Annotated in this window: 17 protein-coding genes; 9 read left to right on the top strand and 8 right to left on the bottom strand. The window is 66.6% G+C overall.

Annotation, left to right across the window (positions count from 1 at the left end; all coding sequences use genetic code 11):
* Positions 1 to 14 precede the first annotated feature (14 nt).
* From FHR20_RS09545 to FHR20_RS09515, 7 genes are read left to right on the top strand one after another with little or no spacing between them, the layout of a single operon-like run.
* Positions 15 to 1,163, top strand: a complete 1,149-nt coding sequence (locus FHR20_RS09545; RefSeq protein WP_167299273.1) for a Gfo/Idh/MocA family protein — start codon at positions 15 to 17, stop codon at positions 1,161 to 1,163.
* Entirely contained in the window at positions 1,160 to 1,549 is a 390-nt protein-coding gene (locus FHR20_RS09540) for a c-type cytochrome (protein ID WP_208413461.1), read from the top strand. Before FHR20_RS09545 ends, FHR20_RS09540 begins: the two co-directional genes overlap by 4 nt.
* Positions 1,546 to 2,484: a hydroxypyruvate isomerase family protein gene (locus FHR20_RS09535; RefSeq protein ID WP_341786425.1), complete on the top strand. Its 939-nt coding sequence runs from the start codon at positions 1,546 to 1,548 to the stop codon at positions 2,482 to 2,484. The genes FHR20_RS09540 and FHR20_RS09535 overlap by 4 nt, the downstream gene beginning before the upstream one ends.
* On the top strand, positions 2,481 to 3,302 hold the full coding sequence (locus tag FHR20_RS09530; protein ID WP_243857169.1) for a 3-keto-disaccharide hydrolase: 822 nt from the start codon (positions 2,481 to 2,483) through the stop codon (positions 3,300 to 3,302). The genes FHR20_RS09535 and FHR20_RS09530 overlap by 4 nt, the downstream gene beginning before the upstream one ends.
* Positions 3,299 to 3,868: a gluconate 2-dehydrogenase subunit 3 family protein gene (locus FHR20_RS09525; protein ID WP_167299272.1), complete on the top strand. Its 570-nt coding sequence runs from the start codon at positions 3,299 to 3,301 to the stop codon at positions 3,866 to 3,868. Before FHR20_RS09530 ends, FHR20_RS09525 begins: the two co-directional genes overlap by 4 nt.
* A complete protein-coding gene (locus tag FHR20_RS09520) occupies positions 3,865 to 4,710 on the top strand; it encodes a sugar phosphate isomerase/epimerase family protein (protein WP_167299271.1) in 846 nt (281 codons plus the stop codon). Before FHR20_RS09525 ends, FHR20_RS09520 begins: the two co-directional genes overlap by 4 nt.
* A 20-nt stretch (positions 4,711 to 4,730) precedes the next feature.
* Positions 4,731 to 6,407, top strand: coding sequence for a GMC oxidoreductase (locus FHR20_RS09515; protein ID WP_167299270.1), 1,677 nt, complete (start codon positions 4,731 to 4,733; stop codon positions 6,405 to 6,407).
* A gap of 19 nt (positions 6,408 to 6,426) precedes the next feature.
* Here FHR20_RS09515 and FHR20_RS09510 read toward each other — a convergent pair whose 3' ends face one another.
* Positions 6,427 to 7,068, bottom strand: coding sequence for a class I SAM-dependent methyltransferase (locus tag FHR20_RS09510; RefSeq protein ID WP_167299269.1), 642 nt, complete (start codon positions 7,066 to 7,068; stop codon positions 6,427 to 6,429).
* A gap of 329 nt (positions 7,069 to 7,397) precedes the next feature.
* On the opposite strand from FHR20_RS09510, the gene FHR20_RS09505 reads away from it, so the two are divergent.
* Positions 7,398 to 7,997 carry a hypothetical protein gene (locus FHR20_RS09505; RefSeq protein WP_208413460.1) on the top strand — a complete coding sequence of 200 codons (600 nt, stop codon included), beginning with the start codon at positions 7,398 to 7,400 and terminating at the stop codon, positions 7,995 to 7,997.
* A gap of 78 nt (positions 7,998 to 8,075) precedes the next feature.
* On the opposite strand, the gene FHR20_RS09500 is transcribed toward FHR20_RS09505, so the two are convergent.
* Positions 8,076 to 9,479 carry an aminotransferase-like domain-containing protein gene (locus FHR20_RS09500; protein WP_243857168.1) on the bottom strand — a complete coding sequence of 468 codons (1,404 nt, stop codon included), beginning with the start codon at positions 9,477 to 9,479 and terminating at the stop codon, positions 8,076 to 8,078.
* A gap of 121 nt (positions 9,480 to 9,600) precedes the next feature.
* Between FHR20_RS09500 and FHR20_RS09495 the strand changes: the two genes are divergently transcribed.
* A complete protein-coding gene (locus FHR20_RS09495) occupies positions 9,601 to 10,461 on the top strand; it encodes a DMT family transporter (RefSeq protein WP_167299267.1) in 861 nt (286 codons plus the stop codon).
* 66 nt (positions 10,462 to 10,527) lie between these two features.
* Here the strand turns inward: FHR20_RS09495 and FHR20_RS09490 are convergent, their stop codons facing one another.
* The 6 genes from FHR20_RS09490 to fucP are packed head-to-tail and all read right to left on the bottom strand — an operon-like array spanning position 10,528 to position 15,607.
* Complete coding sequence (locus FHR20_RS09490; protein WP_167299266.1) at positions 10,528 to 11,367, bottom strand: fumarylacetoacetate hydrolase family protein; 840 nt, start codon at positions 11,365 to 11,367, stop codon at positions 10,528 to 10,530.
* Positions 11,368 to 11,392: 25 nt separating this feature from the next.
* Entirely contained in the window at positions 11,393 to 12,130 is a 738-nt protein-coding gene (locus FHR20_RS09485) for an SDR family oxidoreductase (RefSeq protein ID WP_167299265.1), read from the bottom strand.
* 11 nt (positions 12,131 to 12,141) lie between these two features.
* A complete protein-coding gene (locus FHR20_RS09480; RefSeq protein ID WP_167299264.1) occupies positions 12,142 to 12,966 on the bottom strand; it encodes an amidohydrolase family protein in 825 nt (274 codons plus the stop codon).
* On the bottom strand, positions 12,967 to 13,992 hold the full coding sequence (locus FHR20_RS09475; protein ID WP_167299263.1) for an aldo/keto reductase: 1,026 nt from the start codon (positions 13,990 to 13,992) through the stop codon (positions 12,967 to 12,969). It abuts the gene before it with no gap.
* On the bottom strand, positions 13,989 to 14,327 hold the full coding sequence (locus FHR20_RS09470; RefSeq protein WP_167299262.1) for an L-rhamnose mutarotase: 339 nt from the start codon (positions 14,325 to 14,327) through the stop codon (positions 13,989 to 13,991). Before FHR20_RS09470 ends, FHR20_RS09475 begins: the two co-directional genes overlap by 4 nt.
* The gene (fucP, locus tag FHR20_RS09465) at positions 14,324 to 15,607 is read right to left on the bottom strand and encodes an L-fucose:H+ symporter permease (RefSeq protein ID WP_167299261.1); all 1,284 of its coding nucleotides are present in this window, start codon (positions 15,605 to 15,607) and stop codon (positions 14,324 to 14,326) included. The genes FHR20_RS09470 and fucP overlap by 4 nt, the downstream gene beginning before the upstream one ends.
* Between the last annotated feature and the right edge of the window lie 80 nt (positions 15,608 to 15,687).

Below are 15,687 nucleotides of genomic sequence, written 5' to 3'. Positions count from 1 at the left end.
GGAATAGGCGTTTCATGGCTCGGCACGCGCTTCGACTTGGCATGGTGGGTGGCGGGGAAGGCGCCTTTATCGGCGCGGTCCACCGGATGGCCGCGGCGCTTGACGGCGATTGGCGGCTGGTCGCCGGAGCCTTTAGCACGGACGAAGGGCGCAGTGCGCGGACCGGCGAGGCACTGGGGCTCGACCCGCGGCGCGTCTACGCATCGATCGCGGCGATGATCGCGCGGGAACGCGCGCTGCCTGCCGGGGAGCGCATGGATGCGCTGGCGATCGTGACGCCCAACCATCTCCACGCGCCGATGGCGATCGCCGCGCTCGATGCCGGTTTCCATGTCTTCTGCGAGAAGCCGATGGCGATGAGCGTCGCGGAAGCCCAGGCCATCGGCGAAGCCGCCGGGAGGAGCGGGTGCCGCTTCGCGCTGGCCTTCACCTATAGCGGCTATCCGCTCGTCGAGGAGGCGCGCGTCAGGATCGCGCGGGGCGATCTGGGCGCGATCCGGCTCGTCCAGGTCGAGTATCTGCAAGGCTGGCTCAGCCTGCCCATCGACGGCGATGGCAACAAGCAGGCCGAATGGCGGACGGATCCGGCGCGCGCCGGGCCTGGCGGATGTCTTGGCGATATCGGCACGCATGCCTTCCAGCTTGCCGAGCATGTCTCCGGATTGCGGGTGGAGGCGGTGTCCGCCGATCTCGCCACCCATGTGCCGGGCCGCCGGCTCGACGACGATGTCGGCGCCCTGCTGCGTTTCGCGGGCGGGGCGCGTGGCCTGCTCAAGGCCAGCCAGGTGGCGGCGGGCGAGGAGAATGGACTGAAGCTGCGCATCCATGGCGAGCGCGGCGGCATCGAATGGGCGCAGATGGAGCCCAATACGCTGATCCTGCGCTGGCTCGACCGCCCGACCGAGATCCTGCGTGCCGGCGGGCCGGAGCTGGACGTCTGCACGATGCGTCTGCTGCGCACCCCGTCCGGCCATCCCGAAGGCTATGTCGAGGCTTTCGCCAACCTGTATCGCGCCCTTGCCGCGGCGATCCGTGGCGGCGGGGATCGCTGGTTTCCCGGTGTTGCCGATGGGCTGCGCACGATGCGGTTCATCGAGGCGGTAGTCGCCAATGCGGCATCGGACCGGAAATGGACAAGGATTGATCCGGGAGAGAAAGAATGAAGCTTCTCGTGTGCCTGGGAGCGGGAAGCGTCGCTGCAGCGGCGCTGACGATCGCGAGCGTTCCCACCGTCGCGCAGACCGCGGCCCCCACGCCGCCGCCTGCATTCAATGCCTGCCGCGCCTGCCATACCGTCGAGAAGGGCGGCAAGAACGGCGTTGGGCCCAATCTCCATGGCGTGGTGGGGCGGATGGCCGGTACCGGGCCCGACTTCAACTATTCGCCGGCGATGAAGAACTCGAAGCTGCGCTGGGATGAGAAGACGCTCGACGAGTATCTCGCCGCGCCGGGCAAGAAGATCCCCGGATCGCGCATGCCCATCGGCATGACCGATCCGGTGAAGCGCGCGGCGATCATCGCATATCTCAAGGCCGGGAGCGGCAAGTGACCGGTGCCGTCACCCGCAGGACGGTGCTCGCCACAGGCGCGGCGGGCGCGGCCTCATCGGCGATGGCGATGACCGGGGGCAGGGGCGGCCAGGGCTCGAACGCGGCGCGCTTCTCGCTCGGCTTTGCGCCGCACGAGGGCAGCTTCGCCAGTCGTGGCGGGCTGATCGAGCAGATCGCCTATGCCGCCGATCAGGGTTTCACCGCCTGGGAGGACAATGAGGCGCGCAGCCGCCCGATTGCCGAGCAGGAGAAGATGGCGAGGGCGCTGTCCCGGCGCGGCATGAAGATGGGCGTGTTCGTCGCCAGCATGCCGAAATGGGCGCAGTCGCGGCCGCTGCTCGGCGCAAATGACGATGCCGAGCGCGAGGCGTTCCTGGCGGACATCCGCACGTCGATCGAGGTCGCCAAGCGCCTCGACGCCACGCGCATGACCGTGGTCACGGGCTTCATGGATCCGAAGGTGCCGGTCGATATCCAGACCGCCCGCGTCATCGACGTGATGCGCCGGGCCGGCGACATCGTCGTGCCGCACGGGATCGCGATGGTGATGGAACCGCTGAACACGCGGACCAATCATCCGGGCGTGTACATGCAGACGGTCGCGCAGGGCTATGCCGTCGCGCGGGGCGTGAACAGCCCGGCCGTGAAAATCCTGGCGGATCTCTATCACGAGCAGATCCAGTCGGGGAATCTGATCCCGACGCTCGAGATGTGCTGGAACGAGGTCGGCTATATCCAGTTCGGCGACAATCCCGGCCGCAACGAGCCGGGGACCGGCGAAATCAACTATGCCTCAATCGTCCGCTGGCTCCGCTCCCGGCGCTATGCCGGCGTGATCGGCATGGAGCATGGCAATTCGCTGCCGGGCCGGGCGGGTGAGGATCGCCTGATCGCAGCCTATCGCCAAATCGATCGACAAGGAGGGGACGTATGACGCGTATGCGCTTGGCGGGATGCCTTGCGGCGGGGCTGGTCGCGATGACGGGGGTGCTGGCCTTTGCCCAGGAGAAGCCCGGCTTCAGGGATACGCCGATGCTGCCGGACGGCAAATGGCGGGTCCATGACGCCGACCGGCCGGCGCCGGCGGTGACCACGCCGGCCGCGATGCCGGGCGGGGCGCCTTCCGATGCGGTCGTGCTCGCGGCCGACGCATGGCAGGCCGAAGCCGCGCCCTGGCACGTCGAGAATGGCGTGATGACGGTTCCGGCCCGGGCACAGGGCGCCAGGGAGAGCAATCTCGTCTCGCGCCAAGGCTTTGGCGACGTCCAGCTTCACCTCGAGTTCCGCGCGCCCAACCCGCCGTCGGGCACGTCGCAGGACCGGGGCAACAGCGGCGTCTGGTTCATGCAGCGCTATGAGGTCCAGATCCTCGACGGCTATCGGAACCCGACCTATGCCGACGGGACGGTGGGGGCCGTCTATGGCTGGAAGCCGCCGCTGGTGAACGCCGCGCGCAAGCCCGGCGCGTGGCAGAGCTACGACATCCTGTTCGAGCGTCCGCGCTTCGCGGCGGACGGGAAGCTGCTGCGCCCCGCCTATGTCACGGTTCTGCTGAACGGCGTGCTGGTGCAGAACCATCAGGCGCTGCTGGGCACCACGGTCTGGCGCAAGGTCGCCGGCTATCAGGCGCATGGCGACGCGGCGCCGCTGCTGTTGCAGGATCATGGTTCGCCGGTTTCGTTCCGCAACATCTGGGTGCGCCCATTGCCCGAGGCCGCGATCGCGCAGGACCTTCCGGGAGAGGCGAAATGATCGATCGCCGGACGGCGCTCGCCGGGGTCGTAGGCATGTTCGGCGCGGCGGCGTTCGCGCCGCTCGCCCGCGCCGCCCGTGCGGGCAGAGGGTCGAACGTGCCCGCGATCAGCGAAGGGCCGCCGAGCGTAGCGGTGTTCACGCCGCCCCAGCGCGCGCTGATGACCGCGCTCAGCGAGCGTGTCCTTCCCACGACCGACACGCCGGGAGCGATCGCGGCGGGCGTGCCCGCCTTTATCGAGAAGCTGCTCGCCGACTGGGCGAAGCCGGCAGACCGGGTTCCGATCCTGGCCGGGCTCGACGCGATCGAGGCACGGAGCCTGCAGGACTATGCGGTCGCGGGCGCACAGGCGACCGCGGAGCAGCAGGATGCGCTCCTGACCCTTGCGATGAACGGCCAGCTGCCATTGGGCAAGGCCTTTTTCGAAGCGTTCCGGCAGCTCGTCATCGCCGGCTACTACACGTCCGAGATCGGCATCACCCAGGAGCGCGAATATCTGCCGGTGCCGGGCGAGTATGACGGCGCCTTCCCCTATTCCCAGGTCAACAAGGTGTATTCCGCATGATCGTCAGCCGTAGAAACCTGCTCGCGGGCGCCGGCGGTGTCGCCGCGCTTTCCCTTGCCGACGCCATGATCGCACCGGCATCTGCCGCGCAGATCGAGGCGATCGGGCTCCAACTCTACACGGTCCGCGACATCTTCGCGAAGGATCCGGTCGGCACGCTCGAGCAAGTCGCGCGCATCGGCTATCGCGAAGTGGAATTCGGCGGCGGCGGCTATGACGCCATGGATCACGCGCTGTTGCGCGGGACGATGGACCGGCTCGGCCTGAAGGCCCCGTCGCTCCATATCGGCTATGACGCGCTGCTCGGGCAGTTCGACCGATCCGTGACGATGGCGAAGGCGCTTGGGGCCGACACGGTCGTGCTGCCCTATATGACCGACGAGCACCGCACCGAGCAGGGCTGGCGGGCGGCGTTGCCGAACTTCAATCGCTTCGCCGCAGAGCTGAAGAAGGCCGGGCTCGGCTTCGCCTATCACAATCACGATTTCGAGTTCACGAACCGGCCCGGTGGCACCAGCCTGTACGATCGCTTCCTCGGAGAGACCGACGCCGCGCTCGTGAAGGTCGAACTCGATCTCTATTGGGCGGCGCATGCCGGCGAGGATCCGGCGTCGCTGATCGATCGGCTGTCGCAGCGGCTCTACGCCTATCACGTCAAGGACATGCGCGCGGATCGCAGCATGGCCGCGGTGGGGCAGGGCACCATCGATTTCGCCGGGCTCTTCAAGCGGAAGGGAAGTGCCGGCGTCCGGCACTTCTATGTCGAGAATGATCGGGCGCCCGCGCCCTATATTCCCGACATCACGACAAGCTACCAGGCGCTGCGCGCGCTGCGTTTCTGACCGGACGGAGAGGGGGAATCATGGTGGCGACCAACAGGTTCGACGCGATCGTCATCGGATCGGGAGTGAGTGGCGGGTTCGCCGCCAAGGAACTCACCGAAAAGGGGCTGCGCGTTCTCATGCTCGATCGCGGCGTGATGGTCGAACATGGCGAAGGCTATGCCTATGACGGCAAGCCGGCCTATGAGATTCCGGCGCGCAACATGATGCCCGCGGGCCTGCTCGAGAGCGATTATTTCATCGCGAAGCACGGCTATGTTTCGCCGAGCAACCGAGCCTTCTACAACGACGATCGGCTGAATCCCTATGCCTTTGACGAAGGCAGCAAGTTCTACTGGATCCGGCCCGGCGCAGTGGGCGGCAAGTCGCTGATCTGGGGGCGCTGGAGCTTCCGCTGGAGCCCCGCGGACTTCGAGGCGAACAAGCGCGAAGGGATCGATGGGGACTGGCCGATCCGTTATGACGACCTTGCGCCCTGGTACAGCTATGTCGAGAAATATATCGGCGTGTCGGGCTCGCGCGAGAACCTGCCCTATCTGCCGGACAGCGAATTCCAGCCGCCGATGCCGATGAACATCGCCGAGAAATGGCTCAAGCAGCGGCTCGAGACGCAGTTTCCCGGCCGCAAGCTCATCCATACGCGCCTGTCCAACCTGACCGAGGACAAGCCGGACCAGAACCGGACGAAATGCCAGTTCCGCAACCAGTGCGGCAACGGATGCTCGTTCGGCGCCTATTTCTCGACCCAGGCAGTGACGCTGCCGGCCGCGCGCGCGACCGGTCGGCTGACCTTGCGTGCGGATGCGGTGGTGACCAACCTCGAATATGACGCCGCGAAGAAGCGCGTGACGGGGGTCCGGTTCATCGATGCGAAGACCGGAAAGGCGGAAGTGGTCGATGCCGGGCTGGTGTTCCTCTGCGCGTCGGCGATGGCCTCGAACCAGATCCTGCTGAATTCACGCCCGGCCGGCAACGGGCGCAGCCATTTCGATGCCAGCGGGACGCTCGGCAAATATGTGATGGACCATATCTTCCGGGTGTCGATCGACGGCGACATACCGGGGATGGAGGAGTTCATCGAATATGGCCGCCGGCCCGGGGGCGTCTACATTCCCCGTTTCCGCAATCTCGACGGGGACGAGGGGGCGGGCTTCAAGCGGGGCTATGGCTATCAGGGCAGCGCCCGGCGCGACCCGGCGCCGCCGGTCGGCTTCGGCGCGTCGATGAAGCACGGGATGCGCAAATATGGCGGCTGGAAGTTCGGCATGGGCGCGTTCGGCGAATGCCTTCCCTATGAAGACAATCGCGTGTCGCTGCATCCGGACAAGGTCGATCGCTTCGGTGTGCCCCTGATGCGCTTCGACGTGCGATTCCGCGAGAACGAGCTGCGGATGATGTCCGATGCGCGCATGCAGGGCGAAGCGATGCTCAGGGCCGCGGGCCTGGCCAATGTCAGGAGCTATGAAGACGAGCATGTGCCCGGCGACGCCATCCACGAAATGGGCGGTGCGCGCATGGGCGCGGACCCTCGTTCCTCCGTCCTGAACAAATGGAGCCAGGCGCATGATGCCGCCAACCTGTTCGTCACCGACGGCGCGCAGATGGCATCCGTCTCCTGCGTGAACCCGTCTCTCACCTTCATGGCGCTGACGGCGCGGGCTGCAGACCATGCAGTCAAGCAGTTCCGGAGCGGCTGACGGCAGGCGCCGCCGCCCGTCATTTCCTCCGCGCCACGATATAGGGGCGATTGTCGTTGCCCCTTGTCGCATGGTTCTCGGTGACGAGAATGTCGAAGCCTGCGGCGCTTATGTGCCGGCTCAGTTCCTCTGCGCGAAATACACCCGCATAGGGTGCCTTTCCGATTGCGCGCATGGCCGGCAGGGCAAGCCGGATGAGCGGGTTCATGTCTCCGACGCACGGGGTCTTCGAAATGAACAGGCCTTCGGGCGCGAGCAGGGCGTGGATGTCGCGCAAGGTCCCAGGCAGGTCGCGGACCATATGGAGATAGTTGAAGCCGAGAACCTCGTCGAACCGCACGGCACCGGATGCGAGCGCTTCCGCGGTCGTGGGGCGGAAGACAAGGGCCAGGAGAGGGGCAGCGGCGGCGGCATGTTTCCCGCTGGCGATCGCGATCATTTCCGCGGAAATATCCGTCGCAAGATAGTCTTGCACCGCGCCCGCGAGCAGCAGTGCCGTCGTTCCCGTTCCGCAGCCCAGCTCCAGCACGCTGTCACGCGGCCTCAACAGGGAGCGGGTCCGCTCCAGCGTCCGCTCATAGCCGGCCTGGTCCGCGATCGGGCTTCCGGCGTATTTCCGTGCGGCCCGATCCCAGAAACGGGCGTCGCTCGCGATGCTCATGATGGCAGCTCCTCAGATCCCGACATTGCCGCATTCGGCATAGAAGGGGCAGGAGACGAAACCATGTCGGTGCGAAACGAGCCCGGCGGGGACGAGCGGCCATTGGCGGCGATTGGTCGCCATCTCGGGAATTCGCGGCATTTCGTGCGGGCGGCGACAACAGGCTGCCCAAAGAGATCATCGTATCTTCGAGCGCCGGAGCCGGCTTGCCTAGCTTCGATTCCTTGCCCTAACCATGCTTGAGGAATCCACCAAGGCGGCCATCATCGCCGGACTCTAGTTGAACCGGTGGACCGCCATGATGGGGCTGGCCATCAGGGAGCCGGCGGATGTCTCGTACCGTGTTGCTGCACGCTTTTCTGGTTCTGGCGGCCTTTCCCGTCCCCGCATGGGGCGATGTCCCGTCCCCGCCGCAAGCGACCCCCGCGCAGGAGACAGGGTTGCCCTATATGGGGAGCCCCGCTCCGGCAGAGCTGCAGGTGCTGACGCCGCTGCTGGGGGACTGGAGCATTGCCACGCGCGTGCAATCCGCCGAGTCCCCGGGACAGGAGCTTCGCTTTGCCGGGCAGGCCAGGGCGCGGCTGGCCTATAACGGCCAGTTCATCCAGCTCGACGGCAGTGCCTCGAACGGCAAGGAGCGTGAGGAATATGTCGTGCTGTACCGGTATGACTCCACCCAGCGCGTCTACCGGCGCTGGTATTTCTCGTCGATCGGCCTTGCCAGCGAGTTCGTGGGCCGTTGGGACGGCACGGCGAAGACGATGACCTGGACGCTGCTCAACCCTGGCCCGGGCCGTACGGGCGTGTTGACCGATACGCTTGGCCCGGACGGTTTCTCGACGGACGTCGTCTACAAGGACGATGCCGGCAAGGTCACGCGCCATGCAGTGCTCACCGCGGCGCGCATGGGATCCCCGGCGCCGAACTGATCCGCATGCGTCACCGGCCCATGCGGGGTGGTCGCGAAGCGTCGTCGGTCCAGCGGCGCTCCTGCCTGCGCAGCCAGCCTAGCGCGTGGCCGCCATGGCGATGCGAAGCGCCTCATAGACTCGGTCGCCCTCCATTTGCGCGACATTGAAGCGGAGGAACGGGGCCGCGGATTGCGAGATGCTGAATACATTGCCGGGAGCGAGTATCACGCCCTCGTCCATGCAGCGGCGGGCGATATCGGCGGAGTCCAGCCCGTCGGGCAGGCGGCACCACAGGTAGAAGCCACCCCTTGGCATGGTCCATGGAACGATGCCAAGGCTCGCCAGGCGCTGGGCCGCCTGATCGCGCGAACGCGCGAGGCGCTGCCGCAACTCGCCGATATGCTTGCGATAGCTTCCGCCCGCGAGGACATCCGCGAGCAATTCGGTTGCCATGGGGCTGGGGCCCCCGAAGCTCGTCGCTACCTGGAGGTCGACCAAGCCGTCGATCCAGTCGGCACGGGCCGCGACATAGCCGCAGCGCGCGGATGCGGAGAGCGTCTTCGAGAAGCTGCCGATCCGGATGACGCGATCGAGCCCGTCGAGAACGGCGAGGCGAGGCGAGGGGGAGGGTTCGAATTCGACGAGGATATCGTCCTCGACGATCACCAGATCATGGGCGGCCGCGGCGCTCAGCAATCGATGCGCGGTCTGGGGCGACATGGTCGCGCCCGTCGGATTGTGCAGTGCGGAATTGGTGATGTAGAGCCGCGGCCGATATGCGTGCAGCGCCGCTTCGAATGCGGCGATATCCGGGCCCGACCGCATATGGGGGATGCCGACGATCTCGACCCGATGCGCGCGAAGCAGCGCCTGGAAATTGAAGTAACCGGGATCGTCGATCAGCACCGTATCGCCGGGATGCAGCAGATAGCGGCAGATCAGATCGATCGCCTGGGTGCCGGATCCGGTCAGGAGTAGCTGGTTCGCGCCGGCTTCGATGCCTTCGTCGGCGAAGAGGCCGAGGAGGAGGCGGCGCAGCTTCAGCGATCCGCGCGTGCTGCCATAGTCGCACAATATGGAGGAATCGGAGCGGGCGAGCTCGCGTAGCCCGCGCCGGAGCGCCGCATTCGGCATCCATTCGGCGGGAAGCCAGCCGCATCCCGGCATCGCCATCGTCCCGTCGGCGTCCAGCGACTGGCGGGATACCCAGAACGGGTCCACCGCGCGGTCGCGCCGCGGCCCGATTTCGCCCACCGACAAGGGCGGCATGTTCGCGCCGGTTACATAGAAACCCGAACCCCGGCGCGCCCGGATGACTCCCTCCGCCGCCAGCCGGTCATAGGCTTCGACGACGGTGGACGGCGATACGCCCATCGTCTCGGCAAATGCCCGTACCGACGGCAGGCGATCGCCGGTCGCGAGCGCGCGGCTCGCAATCCTGGTGCGGATCGCATCCATCAGCTCTTCCGTGCGCGTGCCGATGCGCCGATGCGGTTTCAATGGCCTGGCTCATGCATGTGTATGGATCAATTCAACCATACGGTTTCTGTATATTGTAGGGCATTGTTGCTGTCGTGGCCAGTAGTGGCGTCCTATTCCACGCGCCGAAAGCGAGGGAATGATGGAAAGAACTACCGCCGGCTGGGGAAGCGGGCTGCTGGGCGTCGTCATCTTCAGCGGGTCCTTGCCGGCGACCCGCGTCGCGGTTGCCGAGTTCACGCCGCTGTTCGTGACTTCCGGCCGTGCGGCCATCGCGGCACTGCTGGGGGCGGCGTTCCTGCTGGGGCTTCGCCAGGACATGCCGGCGCGTGGAGACCTCCTGCCGCTTCTTATCGTCGCGATCGGCGTGGTCGTCGGCTTCCCGCTGCTGACCGGGTTCGCCCTGCAGCATATCACCGCGGCGCATTCGGTGGTGTTCATCGGCCTGCTGCCGCTGTCCACCGCCGTCTTCGGGGTTCTGCGGGGCGGCGAGCGGCCCAAGCCCATCTTCTGGATATTCTCCTCCATCGGCGCAGCGACGGTTGCGGGCTTCGCGCTCTATCATAGCGGTGGCGGTTCGATGGCTGGCGACCTGTTGATGGTCGCTGCGATCCTGTTGTGCGGGCTCGGCTATGCCGAAGGCGCGACGCTCTCGCGGCGCCTGGGCGGATGGCAGGTCATCAGCTGGGCGCTGCTCCTTTCGTTGCCCGTCATGGCGGTGATCGCGCTCGCCACCATGCCTGCGAGTTTCGCGGACATCGGCTGGCGCGCCTGGACGGGGTTCGCCTATGTCTCGGTGTTCTCGATGATGCTGGGCTTCGTGTTCTGGTATCGCGGCCTCGCGCTCGGCGGCATCGCGGGCGTCGGCCAGCTTCAGCTGATGCAGCCGTTTTTCGGCTTGCTGCTTGCGGGCCTGTTGCTCGGCGAGCCCGTTGCATGGACGATGGTCGCATCGACCGTGATCGTCATTCTCTGCGTGGCGGGTGCCAGGCGCTTCGCTTGAACGCGGCGGCAATCCCGGGCCGCGTCGAGAGGGACGGTGGCCCGGGATCGATCGCGCACATCGGAGCTAGGCGTCGACGACTTGCTGATGCTGCTCGCCCAGGCCCGCGATCCCCAGGGAGACCCTGTCGCCGCTGTTGAGCCAGACATTGGGGTTTTGCCCGAGGCCGACCCCCGGAGGCGTACCCGTGGTGACGATGTCGCCCGGTTGCAGGCTCATGAAACGGCTCAGATAGGACAGGATGAAAGCCGGGCGGAAGATCATCGTCGAAGTCGAGCCATTCTGGAATCGCTTCCCGTTGACTTCCAGCCACATGTGCAGGTTTCCGATGTCGCCAATCTCGTCCGGCGTCACCAGCCAGGGCCCGATCGGACCGAAGCTGTCACAGCCCTTCCCTTTGTCCCATTGCGAGGATTGCAGCTGGAAGGCGCGTTCGGAAACATCGTTGCAGACGAAATAGCCGGCGATCGCGGCCGCGGCTTCGGCCTCGTCGACATAGCGACAATCGCTTCCGACGACGAATGCCAGCTCGACTTCCCAATCGAGCTTGGTCGACCCCCTGGGCTTCAGGATCGGGTCGTTCGGTCCGGAAAGCGCGCTGGTCGCTTTCATGAACACGATCGGCTCGTCCGGAATCGCCGCGCCGGTTTCGGCGGCATGATCGGCATAGTTGAGCCCGATGCAGACGAACTTGCCCGGGCGCGCGACGCAGGCGCCCAGCCTCGCGGTTCCCTCGACCCGGGGGAGGCTTGCCGGATCGAGCGCGCGCAGCCGCGCCAGGCTTTCGGGCGTGACGGTGCTCCCATCGATGTCGGGGATAACGCCGCTCAGATCGCGGATATTGCCCGCGGCATCGAGAAGGCCCGGTTTCTCGCTGCCGATCGGGCCGAAACGCAGCAATTTCATACGCAAAGCTCCTTTGAACGCTTGATCAGTTGGTCCAGCCCCCATCGATCACATGGATCTGGCCCGTCGTGAACGCGGCTTCCGGCGAAGCCAGATAGAGCGCCAGGGCGGCGACTTCGGAAGCCAGGCCGAGCCTGGCCATCGGCTGGCGCGCGACGAAGGCGGCCAGCGCTGCATCATAGTCTCCCGTCGCGCGCAGGCGCTCGTGCAGGGACGGCGTTTCGATGGTGCCGGGACAGATCGCGTTGCACCGGATGCCGTGGCCGACAAAGTCGGCCGCGACGGCCTTGGTCAGGCCGATGACTCCGGCCTTGGTGACGCCATAGGCGAACCGATTGGGGACGCCCTTGATGGAACTGGCGACCGAGGACATGTTGAGGATGCTCCCGCCGCCGCGCGCGATCATGGCGGGCAATGTGGCGCGAACGATCCGATACATGCTCGCAAGGTTGAGGTCATGGGCCAGGGCCCAGTCATCCGGCGAGCAATCGAGGATCGTTCCGCCGGGCACCGTCCCCGCGCAATTGAACAGGATGTCGAGTGGGCCGGTGCGCTCGAGCGCCTCGGCGATCGACGCCCCGTCGCGAACGTCCAGCTGCGCCGTCTCGCAGCCGGCAATGCCGGACAGGCCCGCCAGATTCACGTCCGTTGCCCAGACCATGGCCCCTTCGGCGGCGAAGCGTTCCGCGGTTGCCCGGCCGATGCCCTGTGCCGCCGCGGTCACGAGCGCGGTTTTCCCTGCCAGCCGGCCAGGCTTCGTCATGATTGCCTCCGTCAGATCTTGTAGATGCGTGCCGCGTTGGCACCGAGAATTGCCTTGCGCGCACCGCTGCCGAACGGGGCGAGCAGCGCGTGCGAGATGGCGAGCCAGTCCGCATAGGTGCCCGCCATGGTCAGGATCGGCCAGTCGCTCCCCCAGATCATCCGGCCGGCGCCGAACCGGCGCACGACATGGTCGAAGAATGGCGCGAGGGTGGTCGCGTCGGCGCCCGCGGGGGACTCGGTGAGCAGCCCCGAGAACTTGACCGCGACATTGGGGGCGTCGGCCAGGGCGGAGATCGCGTCCATCCACGCGCTGCCGGGCGCATCGCCGATTTGCGGTTTGCCGAAATGATCGAGCACGATCGAGAGATCGGGATGGCGCGCCGCGAGCACCCGGATCGCGGGCAGCTGTGCCGCGCGGACGAGCGCATCGAAGACAAGGCTGTGCCGTGCCATCGCCTGAAGGGCGGGCCGGATCCTGTCGTCCAATATCCATGCCGGGTCGCTCAGATCCTGCAGCATGGGACGCAAGCCAAGCAATTTCGGCGTTCCCGCCAGGGCGGCGATGCGGGCCGGGGCGTCGCCGGCCGCCATGTCGGTCCAGCCGACCACGCCCGCGATCCAGGGATGCAGCTCGGCATGGGCGAGCAGAAATTCGGTTTCCGCCGCGCTGGGGGCCGCCTGGACAAGGATCGCGGCGTCGATGCCATGCGCCGCCAGCAGGGGGGCGAATTCGTCCGGCTCATGATCCCGATAGAGGCCGCCGGCTGCCGGGGTCAGCCAGCCATAGTCGCCGCGTGCCGGCCGCCAGAGATGGAAGTGCGAATCGATGCGCATCTAGCGATCCGCCGGAACGGGCGCGTCTTCGGCGATCAGGCCGGCGTCGCGAAGGGCCAGCCAGAATTGCGACGGAATGCGAAGCCGGTGGAGCTGGATCGTCTCCTCGACCTGCGCGGGCGCTCCCAGGCCCAGGATCACGCTCGCGACGGCGGGATGGGCCAGCGGGAATTGCAGCGCCGCCGCCGCCAGCGGAACCTGAAAGTCCCGGCAATGGGCCTCGAGCCTGGCGACGCGCGCCACTATGTCCGCCGGCGCTTCGCCATAATCGTAGCGCAATTCCCCTCCCTGCATGGTGCCGGTTGCGAGAATGCCGGAATTATAGGCGCCGCCGATCACGACGGCGACCTGCCGATCGAGGCAGCGCGGCAGGAACTGGTCTAGGGCACCCTGCTCGAGCAAGGTGTAGCGGCCGGCCAGCAGCATCACGTCGCAGTCCGCCCGTGCAAGCGCGTCCAGACCGGCCTGCCACTCATTTGCCCCGATGCCGAAGCCCGCAATGGCCCCCTCGTCGCGCAGGCGCTGCAGCGCTTCGAAGCCGCGCCCCTTGGTCAACTGATCGAAATAATGCGCGTTGCGCGCGCCGTGCGTTCTCGCGCCGATGTCGTGGACGAAGAGCAAGTCGATCCTGGCCAGGCCCAGCCGCTGGAGGCTGTCCTCATAGGAACGCAGAATGGCATCATATGTATAGTCATAATGACCGACAAAGGGCAGGGCGGAGCGGAAGCCCTGTCGTTCGGCGCTGCCCCGGAGCGTGGAATCCGCGCGCAGCAACCGCCCCACCTTGGTGGACAGCACGATGCCCGGCCGCTCGCGTAGCGCGTCGCCGGTCCGCCGCTCGCTCAGGCCATGGCCATAATGCGGTGCCGTATCGACATAGCGCATCCCCGCCTGGAGCGCGCACTCGAGCGTGGTCTTCGCCTGGAGATCGCTGATCGGATGATAGAGATTGCCAAGCGGGGCTGCGCCGAATCCGATCTCGCTGACTTCGATCCCCGCGCGGGGAATGGACCGGCGCGGAATCATGGCGCCGGCTGCTCGTCGAGCGCGAAGATCCGCGTCATCGGCAGCCATTTCGGGCCGTCGGGCAGGATGGGTCGCTGATAGGCGCTCATCTCGGCTTCCCACTGCGTCACGATTGGCTGGAGATCGGAATCGAGGGAAGCCAGGCCGGCCGGCGCGATTTCGGCGAGCATGACCAGGCGGTCTGCGGCGCGCCAGATCTCCATGTCGCGATATCCAAGCTGATGGATGGCGCGAATGACCTGCGGCCATACGGCGCCGGGCGCGTGACGCGCCTCATAGGCGGAGATCAGCTCCGGATCATTTTCCAGGTCGAGGACGAACAGGGCGCGCGTCATGCGGCGCGCCCTTCGTGAAGGCGCAGCAGGGCAAAGGCCAGTACGCCGACAAAGGCGAGCATCGGGACGAACATCATATGGTGGATGCCGCCGATGCCCTCGGAGACGATGCCCATGAGGGGCGGGAGCAGCGCGCCGCCGATGATCGCCATCACCAGAAAGGCCGCCCCGCTCTCGGTCTCGTCGTCCAGCCCTTCGACGCCGAGCGCGAAGATCGTCGGGAACATGATCGACATGAAGAAGCTGGTGAGCCAGAGCGCGCCCACCGCGGGCATGCCGGTGGCGATCGCGGCGAAGCCGCACAGCATTATGTTCGCCGCGGCGTAGATCGCGAGCAGCCGCGCCGGCGCGATCCGCTTCTGCAGGAATGCGCCGCTGAAGCGGCCGATCATCAGCATGCCGAGGCTGCCGGAGAGCAGGAACGCAGCGGCGCGCTCGCTCAGGTGCGGGGCCTGTATCTTGGTGAAGTCGATGAAGAAGCTCCAGACGCCGACCTGGGCTCCCACATAGAGGAAGAGCGCCGCGACGGCCGCGAGCAGCCTGCGATGGCGGAGCACCGCGAACATGGAGCGGCCGTTGCCGGGCATTGCCTTGGCCCGATCGAGGACCGGGAAGCGCGTGCAGGCGATCAGCAGGGCGAGAAGGCAGACCACCACGCCGATCGCGACATAGGGACCCTGCACCGCCGCCGCCGCCGCGGACCGCCATGCCGCGCGTTCGGCCGGTGCCATCGCGGCGATCTGGGCCTGGGTCCGTTCGTCCGTGGAGAAGATGAACAACCCGCCGACGATCGGGCCTATGATCGCGCCGACGCCGTAGAAGGACTGGGCCAGGTTCAGCCTCGCCGACGCCGTCTCCCGTGCGCCCAGGATCGTTATATAGGGGTTGGAGGCGGTTTCGAGGAAGGCGAGCCCGATCGCGATCACGTACAAGGCGGCGAGGAACAGGCCGAACATTTCGGTGGATGCCGCCGGGTAGAAGAGGAACGCGCCGCCTGCGTAACAGGCCAGGCCGATCAGGATCGTGTTCTTGTACCCCAGGCGGCGGATGAGCAGGCCGGCGGGAACGGCGGCGCAGAAATAGCCGATATAGAATGCGAACTGGATCAGGCTCGCTTCCGTGCGGGTGAGGTCCAGCGCCTTCTGGAACTGCCGGATGAGCACGTCGTTCAGTGCCGCCGCCAATGCCCAGGAGAAGAAAAGCGAAGTGACGAGCGCGAACGCGACCGCATAGCGGCGCTCGACTATCGGCGGTGCGGCAAGGAACGCGCGGCTGGCCATCTCAGATCTCCTCCCCCGAGGCAGAGCGGAATATGCTCTTTTAAATTTGCGTATTTAAAATACAAGTTCATAGAGAAAAA

Origin of the sequence: Sphingomonas leidyi, assembly GCF_011761945.1 — a bacterium.
In the GTDB taxonomy this organism is placed as follows: domain Bacteria; phylum Pseudomonadota; class Alphaproteobacteria; order Sphingomonadales; family Sphingomonadaceae; genus Sphingomonas; species Sphingomonas leidyi.
This window is presented reverse-complemented; position numbering and strand designations above follow the sequence as displayed.

What these genes read in the sequence shown, in the direction of transcription:
- FHR20_RS09515 (WP_167299270.1), top strand. Translation starts at nt 4,731, where the DNA reads ATGGTGGCGACCAACAGGTTCGACGCGATCGTCATCGGATCGGGAGTG.
- fucP (WP_167299261.1), bottom strand. Translation starts at nt 15,607, where the DNA reads ATGGCCAGCCGCGCGTTCCTTGCCGCACCGCCGATAGTCGAGCGCCGC.
- FHR20_RS09485 (WP_167299265.1), bottom strand. Translation starts at nt 12,130, where the DNA reads ATGACGAAGCCTGGCCGGCTGGCAGGGAAAACCGCGCTCGTGACCGCG.
- FHR20_RS09480 (WP_167299264.1), bottom strand. Translation starts at nt 12,966, where the DNA reads ATGCGCATCGATTCGCACTTCCATCTCTGGCGGCCGGCACGCGGCGAC.
- FHR20_RS09530 (WP_243857169.1), top strand. Translation starts at nt 2,481, where the DNA reads ATGACGCGTATGCGCTTGGCGGGATGCCTTGCGGCGGGGCTGGTCGCG.
- FHR20_RS09540 (WP_208413461.1), top strand. Translation starts at nt 1,160, where the DNA reads ATGAAGCTTCTCGTGTGCCTGGGAGCGGGAAGCGTCGCTGCAGCGGCG.
- FHR20_RS09495 (WP_167299267.1), top strand. Translation starts at nt 9,601, where the DNA reads ATGGAAAGAACTACCGCCGGCTGGGGAAGCGGGCTGCTGGGCGTCGTC.
- FHR20_RS09525 (WP_167299272.1), top strand. Translation starts at nt 3,299, where the DNA reads ATGATCGATCGCCGGACGGCGCTCGCCGGGGTCGTAGGCATGTTCGGC.
- FHR20_RS09470 (WP_167299262.1), bottom strand. Translation starts at nt 14,327, where the DNA reads ATGACGCGCGCCCTGTTCGTCCTCGACCTGGAAAATGATCCGGAGCTG.
- FHR20_RS09545 (WP_167299273.1), top strand. Translation starts at nt 15, where the DNA reads ATGGCTCGGCACGCGCTTCGACTTGGCATGGTGGGTGGCGGGGAAGGC.
- FHR20_RS09475 (WP_167299263.1), bottom strand. Translation starts at nt 13,992, where the DNA reads ATGATTCCGCGCCGGTCCATTCCCCGCGCGGGGATCGAAGTCAGCGAG.
- FHR20_RS09490 (WP_167299266.1), bottom strand. Translation starts at nt 11,367, where the DNA reads ATGAAATTGCTGCGTTTCGGCCCGATCGGCAGCGAGAAACCGGGCCTT.
- FHR20_RS09510 (WP_167299269.1), bottom strand. Translation starts at nt 7,068, where the DNA reads ATGAGCATCGCGAGCGACGCCCGTTTCTGGGATCGGGCCGCACGGAAA.
- FHR20_RS09520 (WP_167299271.1), top strand. Translation starts at nt 3,865, where the DNA reads ATGATCGTCAGCCGTAGAAACCTGCTCGCGGGCGCCGGCGGTGTCGCC.
- FHR20_RS09505 (WP_208413460.1), top strand. Translation starts at nt 7,398, where the DNA reads ATGTCTCGTACCGTGTTGCTGCACGCTTTTCTGGTTCTGGCGGCCTTT.